This window comes from Bacillus sp. V26 (genome assembly GCF_034296245.1).
In the GTDB taxonomy this organism is placed as follows: domain Bacteria; phylum Bacillota; class Bacilli; order Bacillales; family Bacillaceae; genus Bacillus; species Bacillus halotolerans.
The window spans coordinates 1,319,667-1,335,365 of sequence record NZ_JAXKQF010000001.1 but is presented as its reverse complement, the minus strand read 5'-3'; the positions used below and the strand labels follow the sequence as shown (position 1 = coordinate 1,335,365).

The 15,699-nt window shown below is 45.2% G+C and carries 15 protein-coding genes; 14 read left to right on the top strand and 1 reads right to left on the bottom strand.

Features of this window, described 5'->3' with window-relative positions:
- Positions 1-22: 22 nt before the first annotated feature.
- Entirely contained in the window at positions 23-103 is an 81-nt protein-coding gene (spoVM, locus tag UJ203_RS06780) for a stage V sporulation protein SpoVM (protein ID WP_003221545.1), read from the top strand.
- Between the two features lie 71 nt (positions 104-174).
- On the opposite strand, the gene rpmB is transcribed toward spoVM, so the two are convergent.
- Entirely contained in the window at positions 175-363 is a 189-nt protein-coding gene (gene rpmB / locus UJ203_RS06775) for a 50S ribosomal protein L28 (RefSeq protein ID WP_003221548.1), read from the bottom strand.
- A gap of 278 nt (positions 364-641) precedes the next feature.
- Here rpmB and UJ203_RS06770 point away from each other — a divergent pair, with 278 nt between their 5' ends.
- The 13 genes from UJ203_RS06770 (at position 642) to ftsY (ending at position 15,699) form a co-directional block, all read left to right on the top strand.
- Positions 642-1,004: an Asp23/Gls24 family envelope stress response protein gene (locus UJ203_RS06770; protein ID WP_024121367.1), complete on the top strand. Its 363-nt coding sequence runs from the start codon at positions 642-644 to the stop codon at positions 1,002-1,004.
- A gap of 15 nt (positions 1,005-1,019) precedes the next feature.
- A complete protein-coding gene (locus tag UJ203_RS06765) occupies positions 1,020-2,678 on the top strand; it encodes a DAK2 domain-containing protein (protein WP_322009318.1) in 1,659 nt (552 codons plus the stop codon).
- A 139-nt stretch (positions 2,679-2,817) separates the two neighbouring features.
- Positions 2,818-3,480, top strand: coding sequence for an L-serine ammonia-lyase, iron-sulfur-dependent subunit beta (gene sdaAB / locus UJ203_RS06760; protein ID WP_105991212.1), 663 nt, complete (start codon positions 2,818-2,820; stop codon positions 3,478-3,480).
- A 23-nt stretch (positions 3,481-3,503) separates the two neighbouring features.
- Complete coding sequence (gene sdaAA / locus UJ203_RS06755) at positions 3,504-4,406, top strand: L-serine ammonia-lyase, iron-sulfur-dependent, subunit alpha (protein WP_322009316.1); 903 nt, start codon at positions 3,504-3,506, stop codon at positions 4,404-4,406.
- Complete coding sequence (gene recG / locus UJ203_RS06750; RefSeq protein WP_322009314.1) at positions 4,384-6,432, top strand: ATP-dependent DNA helicase RecG; 2,049 nt, start codon at positions 4,384-4,386, stop codon at positions 6,430-6,432. Before sdaAA ends, recG begins: the two co-directional genes overlap by 23 nt.
- Before the next feature lie 107 nt (positions 6,433-6,539).
- Entirely contained in the window at positions 6,540-7,106 is a 567-nt protein-coding gene (gene fapR / locus UJ203_RS06745) for a transcription factor FapR (protein ID WP_095713823.1), read from the top strand.
- Positions 7,107-7,119: 13 nt separating this feature from the next.
- Positions 7,120-8,118, top strand: a complete 999-nt coding sequence (gene plsX, locus UJ203_RS06740; RefSeq protein ID WP_322009311.1) for a phosphate acyltransferase PlsX — start codon at positions 7,120-7,122, stop codon at positions 8,116-8,118.
- A gap of 18 nt (positions 8,119-8,136) precedes the next feature.
- Positions 8,137-9,090, top strand: coding sequence for an ACP S-malonyltransferase (gene fabD / locus UJ203_RS06735; protein WP_322009307.1), 954 nt, complete (start codon positions 8,137-8,139; stop codon positions 9,088-9,090).
- Positions 9,083-9,823: a 3-oxoacyl-[acyl-carrier-protein] reductase gene (gene fabG, locus UJ203_RS06730; protein ID WP_024121375.1), complete on the top strand. Its 741-nt coding sequence runs from the start codon at positions 9,083-9,085 to the stop codon at positions 9,821-9,823. The genes fabD and fabG overlap by 8 nt, the downstream gene beginning before the upstream one ends.
- A gap of 83 nt (positions 9,824-9,906) precedes the next feature.
- Complete coding sequence (gene acpP / locus UJ203_RS06725) at positions 9,907-10,140, top strand: acyl carrier protein (protein ID WP_003154310.1); 234 nt, start codon at positions 9,907-9,909, stop codon at positions 10,138-10,140.
- Positions 10,141-10,279: 139 nt separating this feature from the next.
- Complete coding sequence (gene rncS / locus UJ203_RS06720; protein WP_010334220.1) at positions 10,280-11,029, top strand: ribonuclease III; 750 nt, start codon at positions 10,280-10,282, stop codon at positions 11,027-11,029.
- Positions 11,030-11,129: 100 nt separating this feature from the next.
- Entirely contained in the window at positions 11,130-14,690 is a 3,561-nt protein-coding gene (smc, locus tag UJ203_RS06715) for a chromosome segregation protein SMC (protein WP_322009301.1), read from the top strand.
- A gap of 19 nt (positions 14,691-14,709) precedes the next feature.
- Positions 14,710-15,699: a signal recognition particle-docking protein FtsY gene (ftsY, locus tag UJ203_RS06710; protein ID WP_322009299.1), complete on the top strand. Its 990-nt coding sequence runs from the start codon at positions 14,710-14,712 to the stop codon at positions 15,697-15,699.

Here is a 15,699-nt window from a genome sequence, read left to right as displayed (position 1 = left end):
GGACTTATAGGAGGGGACAAAAATGAAATTTTACACCATTAAATTGCCGAAGTTTTTAGGAGGAATTGTCCGGGCGATGCTGGGCTCATTTAGAAAAGATTAAAGCCCAGGGGTTCAAGCCCCCTTTCACCACATAAAAACGCCTGCCACATATCAGGGCAGGCGTTCATTTTGTTATACACGCTCAACTTTACCGGATTTCAAAGCTCGAGCAGATACATATACTTTTTTAGGTTTTCCGTTCACAAGGATACGAACCTTTTGAAGATTCGCGCCCCAAGTGCGCTTAGAAGCGTTCATTGCGTGAGAACGGTTATTCCCAGCTGTTGTTTTTTTACCTGTGATAACGCATTTACGTGCCATTTGTTTCCCTCCTCACTTGCACAAAACATCTACTTTTTCACTTTCATATGTTCTTAGATGCTTTCGATATGGATACTTTAAATAATTTACCACAGCTAAAAAACGTTTGCAACTATTGTTTCATCATCTTTCAAGAAAATTCACTTGACATCTTGCACAAACAGCGGCGCTATAGTATATGTAAAGAGACGTGCAGCGTTTGTCGCGTCTTTTCTTTTCATAATGGAATTCATATAGTAGAATAGCTGTAACTCTATGCATTCGAAGGGGGAACTAGTGTGTCCATTGAATTAAGAACGAAATACGGGCAGATTGATATATCGAATGAAGTCATTGCAATGGTTGCCGGCGGCGCTGCGATTGACTGTTACGGCATTGTTGGAATGGCCTCTAAAAACCAAATTAAAGACGGACTGACTGAAATCCTTCGGAAAGAGAATTTCAGCAGAGGTGTTCAAGTTCGCCAAGAAGCAGAACAGATACATATTGACATGTATATCATTGTCAGCTACGGCACAAAAATTTCTGAAGTGGCACATAACGTCCAAACAAAAGTAAAGTACACAGTAAATCAAACAGTCGGACTTGCAGTGGACTCTGTCAATATTTATGTCCAAGGCGTACGAGTGACGAACCCGTAGTTAGGAGGAGTAGGATTGTCTATCAGAACATTAGACGGCAGAACCTTTGCCGAGATGATTCTTGCAGGTGCACAGAATCTGTCGCAAAACGCGAGTGCGGTTGACGCGCTCAACGTGTTTCCGGTGCCGGACGGTGATACGGGAACAAACATGAACCTGTCAATGACTTCCGGGGCAAGAGAAGTGGAGCATTTGGAGACAAGTGATATCGGTAAAGTGGGCTCCGCGTTATCTAAAGGATTGCTCATGGGGGCAAGAGGGAATTCAGGAGTCATCCTGTCCCAATTGTTCCGAGGATTCAGTAAAAGCATTGAAACAAAAAAAGAAATTAATGCAAAAGAGTTTGCCGTCGCGCTGCAAGCCGGTGTCGATATGGCTTACAAAGCAGTCATGAAGCCTGTGGAGGGCACCATCTTAACAGTTGCAAAAGATGCTGCGAAACAAGCGGTGGCCCTGGCGGAAAAAGAAACCGATATCATTGCGCTGATGACATCGGTGACAAAGGAAGCTGAGGCATCCTTAAACCGGACACCAGAATTGCTGCCTGTCCTGAAGGAAGTAGGAGTCGTTGACAGCGGAGGCAAAGGCCTGCTTTGTGTGTATGAAGGTTTCCTCGCTTCATTAAAAGGTGAGACCGTTCCTGAGAAAACCGTTCTTCCGTCACTTGATGACATGGTCAGCGCAGAGCATCATAAGAGCGCGCAAAGTATGATGAATACAGATGATATTGAATTCGGTTTCTGTACAGAAGTGATGGTAAGGCTCGATCAGAATAAAAGAGAATTTGATGAAGGCACATTCAGAAATGACCTCAGCCAATTTGGTGATTCTCTTTTGGTTATTGCAGACGAGTCTCTGGCGAAGGTTCATATTCATGCTGAAGAGCCGGGAAATGTGTTAAACTACGCTCAAAATTACGGTGAATTAATAAAAATCAAAATTGAAAACATGAGAGAGCAGCACACTTCCATCATCAGCCAGGACAGCGAGCCTGCTCACAGCGAGAAAGCGGCAAAGCAGCCGTACGGCATTGTGACTGTTGCGATGGGAGAAGGTATTTCTGATTTATTCAAAAGCATTGGCGCTTCCGTTGTGATTGAAGGCGGCCAGACGATGAATCCGAGCACTGAGGATATCGTCGATGCTGTAAGATCTGTAAATGCAGACACTGTGTTTATCTTACCGAATAACTCCAACATTATCATGGCTGCCAATCAAGCCGCAAGTGTGATAGGCGATAAGGTTTTTGTCATTCCTGCCAAAACGGTTCCGCAAGGGATGTCAGCGCTGCTGGCATTTAATCCGGATCAAGAGCCTGAAGCAAATGAAGACAATATGCTAAGTGCCATTCAGCAAGTAAAAAGCGGACAGGTGACATACTCAGTCAGGGATACTCATATTGACGGACAAGACATAAAAAAAGGCGACTTTATGGGAATTCTGAATGGAACGATTATCGGCAGTGCTGAAGATCAGCTGGGTGCTGCAAAAATGCTCTTGTCAGAAATGATCGGAGAAGAGGACGAAATTGTCACCATTCTTTATGGAGAAGATGCGTCTCAAGAAGAAGCTGAAGAGCTTGAAGCGTTTCTCAACGACAAGTACGAAGAGATTGAGGTTGAAATCCACAACGGAAAACAGCCGCTGTATTCGTATATAGTTTCTGCAGAATAGAAGGGCAAATTGCCCTTCTATTCTTATGTCTGCTTTTAAGTGCGGCAGCGCTGTAACGCGCCCGCTTGCCATTTTATATCCGATCAATTAGTCTAGAAGCAAAGCCGCTTATAAGCTCTGTTTCATAAGGAGGAATAGCATGAAATACAGAAGCGTTTTTGATATTATCGGCCCGGTTATGATCGGTCCGTCCAGTTCGCATACAGCAGGCGCGGCGAGAATCGGGAGAGTGGCCAGAAGTTTATTTGGCAGAGAGCCTGAGCGCATCGTTGTGTCCTTTTACGGCTCTTTTGGTGAAACATATAAGGGTCACGGCACAGATGTGGCAATTATCGGCGGTCTGCTTGATTTTGATACATTTGACGAACGGATTAAAACCGCTATACAAATTGCAGAAGATAAAGGAATTGATATAGAGTTTCGAGTCGAAGACGCTGTTCCGGTTCACCCGAATACAGCTCGAATCAGTATTTCTGATGAAAAGGGAGAACTTGAACTGACGGGAATTTCGATAGGCGGAGGAAAAATTGAAATCACAGAATTAAACGGCTTTGAGCTCCGTCTGTCTGGAAACCACCCTGCCATTCTAGTTGTTCATAATGACAAGTTTGGCACCATTGCAGGAGTTGCCAATGTCCTTGCGAAATTCTCAATCAACGTCGGCCATATGGAAGTCGCCCGCAAGGATATTGGTCAGCTTGCGCTGATGACAATAGAAGTGGATCAAAATATTGACGATGATGTTCTCGATGAGCTGTCGAAGCTGCCGAACATTATTCAAGTGACAAAGATTGCTGACTAGCGAAGGGTCAGGAGGAGCCAGTTATGTTTCGTAATGTAAAAGAATTAATTGAGATAACGAAAGAAAAGCAAATGTCCATCTCTGACATCATGATCGCTCAAGAGATGGAAGTAACAGAAAAAACAAAAGAAGAAATTTTTCAGCAGATGGATCACAATCTGACTGTTATGGAAGCGGCGGTTCAGAAAGGGCTTGAAGGGGTTACGAGTCAAACGGGCTTAACAGGCGGGGATGCCGTTAAATTACAGGCCTACATTCGATCTGGAAAAAGCCTGTCGGGAGCGCTGATTTTAGACGCAGTATCGAAAGCTGTGGCAACAAATGAAGTGAATGCCGCCATGGGAACAATCTGTGCGACACCGACAGCCGGATCTGCAGGTGTAGTGCCGGGTACGTTATTTGCCGTGAAAGAAAAACTGAACCCGACAAGAGAACAAATGATCCGCTTTTTATTTACGGCCGGAGCTTTCGGATTTGTCGTAGCAAATAATGCAAGTATTTCCGGTGCTGCCGGCGGGTGTCAGGCAGAGGTAGGATCTGCCTCGGGCATGGCAGCTGCGGCAATTGTTGAAATGGCAGGCGGAACACCTGAGCAAAGTGCGGAGGCCATGGCCATTACATTAAAAAATATGCTCGGCCTTGTGTGTGATCCTGTTGCGGGCCTTGTTGAAGTGCCTTGTGTGAAGCGGAATGCAATGGGCGCATCAAACGCGATGATTGCTGCTGATATGGCATTAGCAGGCATTACAAGCCGGATTCCATGTGACGAGGTCATCGATGCGATGTATAAAATTGGCCAAACGATGCCCACTGCCCTTAGAGAAACAGGCCAGGGCGGTTTAGCGGTCACACCGACGGGAAGAGAATTAGAGAAAAAAATATTCGGAGGAGCGCTGGGTTCAAGTGAAACAACATCAGCAAACTAGTATAGCCAACATTAAGGGCATTGGGCCGGAAACAGAAAAAACATTAAATGAACTCGGTATTTATGACATTTCTGATCTTCTGAATTATTTCCCTTATCGCTATGATGACTACGAGCTGAGGGATTTAGAAGAAGTACAGCATGATGAAAGAGTCACAGTTGAAGGGAAGGTTCATTCAGAGCCTTCTCTTACCTATTACGGAAAAAAACGAAACAGGCTGACATTTCGCCTTCTTGTCGGCCATTATTTAATCACTGCCATTTGTTTTAACCGTCCTTATTTAAAGAAAAAGCTTTCGCTGGGCTCTGTTGTGACGATTTCCGGTAAATGGGACAAGCACCATCAGACCATTTCTGTGCAGGAGTTAAAAAATGGGCCGCATCAAGAGGATAAAAGCATTGAACCAGTCTATTCCGTGAAAGAAAATGTCACCGTCAAAATGATGAGACGTTTTATTCAGCACGGGCTGACCCAATATGCGGACTCAATACCTGATCCTCTCCCGGAAAATCTTAAAGTTCGCTATAAGCTGCCGGATTATCATCAAGCGTTAAAAGCGATGCACCAGCCAGAAACAAGAGAAGCATTAAAGCTGGCCAGACGCCGATTCGTATACGAAGAATTTTTATTATTTCAGTTGAAAATGCAGGCGTTCCGAAAGGCGGAAAGAGAGCAGTCACAAGGGATACGGCAGCGTTTTTCAAACGAAGAACTCATGACATTTGTCAAAAGCCTCCCGTTTCCTCTCACCAACGCCCAGTCCCGCGTGCTTCGCGAAATAACAGCAGACATGTCTTCCCCATATAGAATGAACCGTCTTCTTCAAGGAGACGTCGGATCAGGAAAAACGGCAGTCGCTGCCATCGCGCTTTATGCGGCCATTTTATCCGGATATCAGGGAGCGCTTATGGTTCCGACAGAAATTCTTGCTGAACAGCATGCTGATTCCCTTGTTTCACTGTTTGAAAAGTGGGATGTCAATGTCGCCCTTCTGACAAGCTCTGTAAAAGGGAAGCGCCGAAGGGAATTGCTTGAGCGGCTTGCTGCGGGAGAGATTGATATTCTTGTAGGAACCCATGCTTTAATCCAGGATGAGGTCGAGTTTAAAGCGCTAAGTCTTGTCATCACGGATGAGCAGCACCGATTTGGAGTTGAACAGCGGAAGAAGCTTCGGAACAAAGGGCAGGATCCCGATGTGCTCTTTATGACAGCCACTCCGATTCCGAGAACCCTGGCGATTACTGTTTTCGGTGAAATGGATGTCTCCGTCATCGATGAGATGCCGGCGGGGCGGAAACAAATCGAGACCTATTGGGTGAAACATGACATGCTGGACCGTATTCTGGCATTCGTCGAAAAAGAATTAAAGCAGGGCAGACAGGCGTATATTATCTGTCCGCTGATCGAAGAATCAGACAAGCTTGATGTGCAAAACGCTATAGATGTATACAATATGCTTTCTGAGGTTTTCCGTGGAAAATGGAACGTCGGCCTTATGCACGGAAAACTGCATTCCGATGAAAAAGATCAGGTGATGAGGGAATTCAGCGCGAATACGTGTCAAATTCTCGTATCAACCACTGTTGTTGAAGTCGGAGTGAATGTTCCGAATGCAACGATTATGGTCATTTACGACGCCGATCGCTTTGGTTTGTCCCAACTTCACCAGCTGCGCGGCCGTGTCGGCCGCGGCGAGCACCAATCCTACTGCATTCTTATGGCTGATCCGAAATCAGAAACAGGAAAAGAACGGATGAGAATCATGTCGGAAACCAATGACGGCTTTGAACTGTCTGAAAAGGATTTGGAACTGAGAGGCCCGGGAGATTTCTTTGGAAAAAAACAAAGCGGAATGCCTGATTTTAAGGTGGCGGACATGGTTCATGATTACAGAGCGCTTGAAACGGCAAGGCAGGACGCTGCAAATCTGGTGGCTTCGGAAGCGTTCTGGAACGACCCTGAATATGGGGCGCTAAGAGAGCATTTGCTGAAAAGCGGAGTCATGGACGGGGAAAAATTGAGCTGAGATAAGAAGTTTTTGGTGTTTAGCCAGAAACAATCATTGCATTCCAATCTATGAAATTATATACTACTATTAGTACCTAGTCTTAATTTGCCGGATGGTGTTTAGATATGAGAAGAAATAAGAAAGAACGCCAGGAATTACTTCAGCAGACGATCAAAGCAACCCCATTTATTACAGATGAAGAATTAGCGGGAAAATTCGGAGTAAGCATTCAGACGATTCGTTTGGACCGCTTGGAGCTTTCCATACCGGAGCTGAGAGAAAGAATTAAGAACGTGGCAGAGAAAACGCTTGAAGATGAAGTGAAGTCCCTGTCACTAGACGAAGTCATCGGAGAAATTATTGACCTTGAGCTGGATGATCAGGCGATTTCTATTTTAGAAATAAAACAGGAGCATGTATTCAGCCGGAATCAAATTGCGAGAGGACACCATTTATTTGCTCAGGCGAATTCTTTGGCCGTTGCAATTATAGATGACGAATTGGCGCTGACTGCAAGTGCAGACATCCGCTTTACCAGGCAGGTAAAGCAGGGTGAGCGCGTCGTTGCGAAAGCGAAAGTGACGGCGGTTGAGAAAGATAAAGGAAGAACGGTTGTCGAAGTGAACAGCTATGTTGCAGAGGAAATTGTTTTTTCTGGACATTTTGACATGTACCGTTCAAAACATTCATAAAGGTGGAGCATGCATGAGAATAGCTGTAGATGCAATGGGAGGAGACCACGCTCCCAAAGCTGTTATTGACGGAGTTATGAAGGGTATAGAGTCATTTGATGATCTTCATATTACACTTGTCGGTGACAAGACAACAATAGAATCGTATTTAACAACATCATCAGACCGCATCACGGTGCTGCACGCAGATGAAGTGATTGAGCCTACGGACGAACCGGTCCGCGCCGTGCGGAGAAAAAAGAACTCTTCTATGGTTCTGATGGCGCAGGAAGTTGCGGAAGGCAGAGCTGACGCCTGCATTTCAGCAGGAAATACCGGCGCGTTAATGACAGCCGGCCTGTTTATTGTGGGAAGAATTAAAGGAATTGACCGCCCTGCGCTTGCACCGACACTGCCGACTGTATCAGGCGGCGGATTTCTGCTCCTTGATGTCGGCGCCAATGTAGATGCCAAGCCTGAGCATCTCGTTCAATACGCCATTATGGGTTCTGTTTATTCCCAGCAAGTCCGAGGCGTGACTTCACCGAGAGTCGGACTTTTGAATGTCGGAACAGAAGATAAAAAAGGAAACGAATTGACGAAGCAGACGTTCCAATTATTAAAAGAGACAAACATCAACTTTATCGGAAACGTGGAAGCACGGGACCTTTTAGACGATGTAGCAGATGTCGTAGTAACGGACGGATTTACCGGGAATGTTACACTCAAAACGCTTGAAGGCTCTGCGATGTCCATTTTTAAAATGATGAAAGAAGCGCTCACGTCAAACTTTACATCTAAGCTTGCGGCCGCTGTGCTGAAGCCGAAGATGAAGGAAATGAAAATGAAAATGGATTATTCCGAATACGGCGGAGCAAGTCTTTTCGGTTTGAAAGCGCCGGTAATCAAGGCACACGGCTCTTCTGATGCCCGTGCGGTTTACCATGCGATCCGCCAAGCCAGAGAGATGGTCAGCCAAAACATGGCTGCGCTCATTCAGGAAGAAGTAAAAGAAGAAAAAACAGATGAATAGTCTGGAGGTTTTTACATCATGAGTAAGATTGCATTTTTATTCCCTGGTCAGGGATCTCAATTTATCGGCATGGGGAAAGAGCTTTATGAGCAGGTTCCAGCTGCGAAACGTCTGTTCGATGAAGCGGACGAAACATTGGAAACAAAGCTCAGCTCACTGATTTTTGAAGGTGATGCCAAAGAATTAACCCTTACATACAATGCGCAGCCTGCTTTGCTGACGACTAGCATTGCTGTGCTTGAAAAATTTAAAGAATCAGGCATTACACCTGATTTCACAGCCGGACACAGCCTTGGAGAATATTCTGCACTGGTGGCGGCTGGCGCAATGAGCTTTAAAGACGCTGTTTATACTGTCAGAAAACGCGGTGAGTTCATGAACGAAGCGGTGCCGGCCGGAGAAGGAGCGATGGCTGCCATTCTCGGCATGGATGCCGACGCATTGAAACAAGTAACCGATAAAGTCACTGAGGACGGCCACCTTGTGCAGCTTGCCAACCTCAACTGTCCCGGACAAATCGTAATTTCCGGAACGGCAAAAGGAGTAGAGCTTGCATCTGAACAGGCAAAAGAGAACGGCGCTAAACGTGCGATTCCGCTTGACGTAAGCGGTCCGTTCCATTCTGAACTGATGAAGCCTGCCGCTGATAAGCTGAAGGAAGTCTTGGACTCGTGTGAACTGAAAGACGCAGACGTGCCGGTGATCTCAAATGTTTCTGCAGATGTGATGACAGATAAGGCAGACATTAAAGAGAAACTCATTGAGCAGCTGTACTCTCCGGTTCGTTTTGAGGAAACTGTTAACAAGCTGATTGCAGAGGGTGTTACGACGTTTATTGAAATCGGTCCCGGCAAAGTGCTTTCAGGCCTTGTGAAAAAAGTAAACAGACGCTTAAAAACCATTGCCGTATCAGACCCGGAAACGATTGAACTGGCAATTCAAACGCTTAAGGAGGAGAATGAGAATGCTTAATGAAAAAACAGCTGTTGTCACTGGCGCATCCCGCGGAATCGGCCGTTCAATCGCCCTTGACTTGGCCAAAAACGGTGCAAACGTTGTCGTTAACTACTCAGGCAGCGAAGCGAAAGCAAACGAAGTCGTAGATGAAATCAAATCAATGGGCAGAAAAGCAATTGCTGTCAAAGCCGATGTATCAAATCCTGAAGATGTACAAAACATGATAAAAGAAGCGATTTCTGTTTTCTCTACGATTGACATTCTAGTGAACAACGCCGGAATTACAAAAGACAATCTCATCATGAGAATGAAAGAAGATGAGTGGGATGATGTCATTAACATTAACCTGAAGGGTGTTTTCAACTGTACGAAAGCTGTGACAAGACAAATGATGAAGCAGCGTTCAGGCCGGATTATTAATGTATCGTCTATCGTCGGCGTCAGCGGAAATCCTGGACAAGCCAACTACGTGGCTGCAAAAGCAGGTGTGATCGGCTTAACAAAGTCTTCAGCTAAAGAACTCGCAAGCCGCAACATCACAGTCAATGCGATTGCGCCTGGATTTATCTCAACTGATATGACAGATAAGCTTGCTAAAGACGTTCAAGATGAAATGCTGAAACAAATTCCGCTCGCTCGCTTTGGCGATCCCGGCGATGTCAGCAGCGTCGTCACGTTTCTTGCTTCAGAGGGAGCGCGTTACATGACAGGCCAGACGCTTCATATTGACGGCGGAATGGTAATGTAAGTTTTTTCTCGAAAATTTCATCATAGTTACTCTAGTTTTTTAAAAACGAATCCACTATAATACTTGAGGGGAGGTGAATTGCTATGGCAGATACATTAGAGCGTGTAACGAAAATCATCGTAGATCGCCTTGGCGTTGATGAAGCAGACGTCAAACTTGAAGCTTCTTTCAAGGAAGACTTAGGTGCTGATTCCCTGGATGTAGTTGAGCTTGTTATGGAACTTGAAGACGAGTTTGATATGGAAATTTCTGACGAAGATGCTGAAAAGATTGCAACAGTCGGCGACGCTGTGAACTACATACAAAACCAGCAATAAGCTGATGCTAAAAGTCCCGCCGAAACGCGGGGCTTTAGCCCTTTATTCGTGCAGTTATTACAGCATGCCGCTTTTACGCGCGCTGTATCCGGTTTAGTCAGAGAAGCGCGGTGAACCTGATGTGCCTATGGAGGTTACTATGTCAAAACACTCACATTATAAAGATAAGAAAAAGTTCTATAAAAAAATAGAACAATTTAAAGAGTTTCAAGAACGGATCTCGGTTCACTTTCAAAATGAAAAGCTTTTGTATCAAGCATTTACACATTCATCTTATGTGAATGAGCATCGGAAAAAGCCGTATGAAGATAATGAAAGGCTTGAATTTTTAGGTGACGCTGTTTTGGAACTGACGATCTCCAGATTCTTATTTGCCAAGTATCCGGCTATGAGTGAAGGAGATTTGACGAAATTGAGAGCCGCGATTGTATGCGAACCGTCTCTCGTTTCATTGGCTCACGAACTGTCATTCGGCGATCTTGTCCTATTAGGGAAAGGCGAGGAAATGACGGGCGGCAGAAAACGTCCTGCACTTTTGGCGGATGTCTTCGAAGCATTTATCGGAGCCTTGTATCTTGACCAGGGATTAGAGCCGGTCGAAAGTTTCTTAAAAGTCTATGTGTTCCCTAAAATAAACGATGGTGCTTTTTCTCATGTGATGGATTTTAAAAGCCAGCTGCAGGAATACGTGCAGCGGGACGGCAAGGGTTCGCTGGAGTATAAAATATCCAACGAAAAAGGACCTGCCCATAACCGTGAATTCGAAGCCATCGTATCTCTAAAAGGTGAACCACTCGGAGTCGGAAACGGCCGTTCAAAGAAAGAAGCCGAACAGCACGCTGCTCAGGAAGCTCTAGCTAAATTGCAAAAACACCATACGAAACAATAAAATCCCCCTAAGTTATAAGGGGGATTTCAGTATGTTTGCCGTCTTATTTCATCCATGTTTATGATAAAATTGAAATACTTATTACATAAGGAGGATCGCTATGTTCCTCAAACGTTTAGACGTTATAGGATTTAAATCATTTGCAGAACGGATTTCCGTTGATTTTGTAAAAGGCGTCACTGCGGTTGTCGGCCCGAACGGAAGCGGAAAAAGCAATATCACAGACGCTATTCGCTGGGTTCTTGGAGAACAATCAGCACGTTCCCTTCGCGGCGGGAAAATGGAAGATATTATTTTTGCCGGCAGTGATTCGAGAAAACAGTTAAATCTTGCCGAAGTTACACTTACGCTTGATAATGACGATCATTTTTTGCCGATTGACTTCCATGAGGTCAGTGTCACAAGACGTGTGTACAGATCTGGCGAGAGTGAATTTTTAATTAACAATCAGCCGTGCCGTTTAAAAGATATTATTGATTTATTTATGGACTCAGGACTTGGAAAAGAAGCATTTTCGATTATCAGCCAAGGGAAAGTGGAAGAAATCCTGAGCAGCAAAGCGGAGGATCGCCGCAGTATCTTTGAAGAAGCAGCAGGGGTGCTCAAATACAAAACGAGAAAGAAAAAAGCAGAAAACAAGCTGTTTGAAACCCAGGATAATTTAAACCGGGTAGAAGATATATTACATGAGCTGGAAGGCCAGGTTGAGCCTCTTAAAATACAGGCCTCAATCGCGAAAGACTATCTGGAGAAAAAGAAAGAGCTTGAGCACGTTGAAATTGCGCTGACCGCTTACGATATTGAAGAGCTGCACGCCAAATGGTCAAGCCTTCAGGAGAAAGTGCAAGCCGCTAAAGAAGAAGAGCTCGCTGAATCGTCTGCTATCTCAGCAAAAGAAGCGAAAATTGAAGATGCGCGTGACAAAATTCAAGCGCTCGATGAATCAGTGGACGAGCTCCAGCAAGTCTTGCTTGTGACAAGTGAGGAGCTTGAAAAGCTGGAAGGGCGCAAAGAAGTACTGAAAGAACGCAAAAAAAACGCTGTGCAAAACCGAGAGCAGCTTGAAGAAGCCATCGTACAGTTTCAGCAAAAAGAAGCTGTGCTGAAAGAAGATCTTGCGAAGCAGGAAGCTGTTTTCGAAACGCTTCAGACAGAAGTGAAAGATTTAAAAGCACAGGTGAAGGAAAAGCATCAGGCTCTCAGTCTTCATAATGAAAATGTCGAAGAGAAAATTGAACAGCTGAAAAGCGATTACTTTGAGCTGTTAAACAGCCAGGCGTCGATTCGCAATGAGCTCCAGCTGCTTGATGACCAGATGTCCCAATCAGCCGTTACCCAGCAGAGGCTAGCTGATAATAATGAAAAGCATCTGCAGGAACGGCGCGATATTTCCGCCCAAAAAGCTGCATGTGAAACCGAGTTTGCCCGCATAGAGCAGGAGATTCACAGCCAAGTCGGCGCGTATCGTGAAATGCAGGTCAAATACGAGCAGAAAAAGCGTCAATATGAGAAAAATGAATCTGCTCTTTACCAAGCATACCAATACGTCCAGCAGGCGAGATCGAAAAAAGACATGCTTGAGACGATGCAGGGAGATTTCTCCGGCTTTTATCAAGGTGTTAAAGAGGTGCTGAAAGCGAAAGGGCGGCTTGGCGGTATTCGCGGGGCAGTTCTTGAACTGATTTCAACAGAACAAAAGTATGAAACGGCCATTGAAATAGCACTCGGAGCTTCAGCACAGCATGTCGTGACCGATGATGAACAGTCCGCCCGTAAAGCAATTCAATATTTAAAACAGAATTCGTTCGGCCGGGCGACATTTCTGCCGCTTTCTGTTATCAAAGACCGTCAGCTTCAAAGCAGGGACGCGGCAACTGCGGAGCAGCACCCGTCATTTCTCGGGGTTGCCAGTGATCTTGTCACATTTGATCCGGCGTATCGCCGTATCATTCAAAACCTGCTTGGCACCGTTCTGATTACAGAGCATTTAAAAGGCGCAAATGAGCTTGCGAAGCTGCTTGGACACCGCTACCGTATTGTTACTCTCGAGGGCGATGTCGTGAATCCTGGAGGTTCAATGACGGGGGGCGCCGTTAAAAAGAAAAACAACTCCCTGCTAGGAAGAAGCCGGGAACTAGAGGATGTCACCCAGCGGCTCGCTGAGATGGAAGAAAAAACAGCGCAGCTTGAACAAGAGGTCAAAACCCTTAAGCAATCCATTCAGGAGATGGAGAAAAAACTGGCTGAATTAAGAGAGGCCGGGGAAGGCTTAAGAGTAAAGCAGCAGGATGTGAAAGGCCAGCTGTATGAGCTTCAAGTCGCTGAGAAGAATATCAATACTCACTTAGAGCTCTATGATCAAGAGAAATCAGCTCTGTCAGAAAGCGATCAAGAGAAGAAAGCGCGCAAACGCGAGCTGGAAGAAAAGCTTTCTTCCGTATCCGAAAAGATGAAACACCTTGAAGAGGATATTGATAGACTGACAAAACAAAAACAGACACAGTCCTCTACAAAAGAGTCTCTCTCCAATGAGCTGACTGAGCTGAAAATCGCAGCAGCGAAAAAAGAGCAAGCATGTAAGAGCGAAGAGGACAACCTCGCTAGATTAAAGAAAGAGCTCCAAGAAACAGAGCTTGCTTTAAAAGAGACGAAAGAGGACCTGAGCTTCTTAACGTCAGAAATGTCATCAAGCACAAGCGGCGAAGAAAAACTGGAAGAGGCCGCGAAACATAAATTGAATGACAAAACAAAAACAATTGAATTGATTGCGTTAAGGCGTGATCAGAGGATCAAACTTCAGCAGGGGCTTGATACGTATGAGCGCGAGCTGAAAGAAATGAAGCGCCTGTATAAACAAAAAACAACGCTCTTAAAAGACGAAGAAGTAAAACTAGGCCGAATGGAAGTCGAGCTTGATAATTTGCTGCAATATTTGCGGGAAGAATACAGCTTGTCCTTTGAGGGAGCCAAAGAGAAATACCAGCTTGAAACAGATCCCGAGGAAGCACGAAAGCGCGTGAAGCTGATTAAACTCGCAATAGAAGAGCTTGGAACGGTAAACCTCGGAAGCATAGATGAGTTTGAGAGGGTTAACGAACGCTATCAATTCTTGTCAGAGCAAAAAGAAGATTTAACAGAAGCAAAAAATACCCTGTTCCAAGTGATTGAGGAAATGGACGAAGAGATGACGAAACGCTTTAATGACACTTTCGTCCAAATCCGCTCTCACTTTGATCAAGTCTTCCGCTCCTTATTCGGAGGAGGACGAGCGGAATTAAGGCTTACCGATCCGAATGATCTGCTGCATTCCGGAGTGGAAATTATCGCGCAGCCGCCGGGGAAAAAACTGCAAAACTTAAACCTTTTGTCTGGCGGAGAGCGTGCGCTTACTGCCATTGCGCTCTTATTCTCAATTTTAAAGGTGCGCCCTGTGCCGTTTTGTGTCCTTGACGAGGTAGAAGCCGCGCTTGACGAAGCAAATGTGTTCCGGTTTGCGCAGTATTTGAAAAAATACAGTGCCGATACCCAGTTTATTGTGATTACTCACAGAAAAGGCACAATGGAGGAAGCTGATGTGCTTTACGGAGTGACAATGCAGGAATCCGGTGTTTCTAAGGTCATCTCAGTGAAGCTGGAAGAGACAAAAGAATTCGTTCAGTAACGAGGAAAGAGGTTATAAGATGAGCTTTTTTAAAAAATTAAAAGAGAAAATCACAAAACAGACAGATTCCGTATCTGAAAAGTTTAAGGACGGCCTTGAAAAAACGAGAAACTCCTTTCAAAACAAAGTGAATGATCTCGTGTCCCGTTACCGTAAAATTGATGAGGACTTCTTCGAAGAGCTTGAAGAGGTTCTGATCAGTGCTGATGTCGGTTTTACAACGGTTATGGAGCTGATAGACGAGCTCAAAAAAGAAGTGAAACGCAGAAATATTCAAGATCCGCAGGAAGTGCAGTCTGTAATTTCTGAGAAGCTCGTGGAGATTTATAACAGCGGAGACGAACAAATTTCTGAGCTGAACATTCAGGAAGGGCGTTTAAATGTCATTCTCCTAGTCGGCGTAAATGGAGTCGGCAAAACGACAACGATCGGAAAGCTTGCTCATAAACTAAAGCAAGAAGGAAAGTCTGTTGTACTCGCTGCCGGAGACACTTTCAGAGCAGGAGCGATTGAACAGCTTGAAGTATGGGGAGAGCGTACGGATGTGCCTGTCATTAAGCAGGCGGCCGGCAGCGATCCTGCGGCTGTCATCTATGATGCTGTTCACGCTGCCAAAGCGAGAGAAGCCGATGTATTAATTTGTGATACGGCAGGGCGTCTTCAAAATAAGGTAAACCTGATGAAGGAGCTCGAAAAGGTGAAGCGCGTTATCGAAAGAGAAGTGCCCGAAGCGCCTCATGAGGTGCTGCTCGCCCTTGATGCCACTACTGGACAAAACGCAATGGCACAGGCGAAGGAGTTCTCTAAAGCAACAAACGTTACAGGAATTGCTTTAACAAAGCTTGACGGCACTGCAAAAGGCGGCATTGTCCTTGCAATTCGCAACGAGCTTCATATTCCGGTTAAATTAGTCGGCTTAGGAGAAAAAGTTGATGATCTTCAGGAGTTTGATGCTGAATCTTACGTATACGGGCTCTTTTCAGATTTAGTGGAAAAAGCGGAGGATTAA

Excerpts from the sequence above, each read along its gene's own strand:
- spoVM (WP_003221545.1), top strand. The coding sequence starts at position 23 with ATGAAATTTTACACCATTAAATTGCCGAAGTTTTTAGGAGGAATTGTC.
- rpmB (WP_003221548.1), bottom strand. The coding sequence starts at position 363 with ATGGCACGTAAATGCGTTATCACAGGTAAAAAAACAACAGCTGGGAAT.
- sdaAB (WP_105991212.1), top strand. The coding sequence starts at position 2,818 with ATGAAATACAGAAGCGTTTTTGATATTATCGGCCCGGTTATGATCGGT.
- sdaAA (WP_322009316.1), top strand. The coding sequence starts at position 3,504 with ATGTTTCGTAATGTAAAAGAATTAATTGAGATAACGAAAGAAAAGCAA.
- fapR (WP_095713823.1), top strand. The coding sequence starts at position 6,540 with ATGAGAAGAAATAAGAAAGAACGCCAGGAATTACTTCAGCAGACGATC.
- plsX (WP_322009311.1), top strand. The coding sequence starts at position 7,120 with ATGAGAATAGCTGTAGATGCAATGGGAGGAGACCACGCTCCCAAAGCT.
- fabD (WP_322009307.1), top strand. The coding sequence starts at position 8,137 with ATGAGTAAGATTGCATTTTTATTCCCTGGTCAGGGATCTCAATTTATC.
- fabG (WP_024121375.1), top strand. The coding sequence starts at position 9,083 with ATGCTTAATGAAAAAACAGCTGTTGTCACTGGCGCATCCCGCGGAATC.
- acpP (WP_003154310.1), top strand. The coding sequence starts at position 9,907 with ATGGCAGATACATTAGAGCGTGTAACGAAAATCATCGTAGATCGCCTT.
- rncS (WP_010334220.1), top strand. The coding sequence starts at position 10,280 with ATGTCAAAACACTCACATTATAAAGATAAGAAAAAGTTCTATAAAAAA.
- smc (WP_322009301.1), top strand. The coding sequence starts at position 11,130 with ATGTTCCTCAAACGTTTAGACGTTATAGGATTTAAATCATTTGCAGAA.
- ftsY (WP_322009299.1), top strand. The coding sequence starts at position 14,710 with ATGAGCTTTTTTAAAAAATTAAAAGAGAAAATCACAAAACAGACAGAT.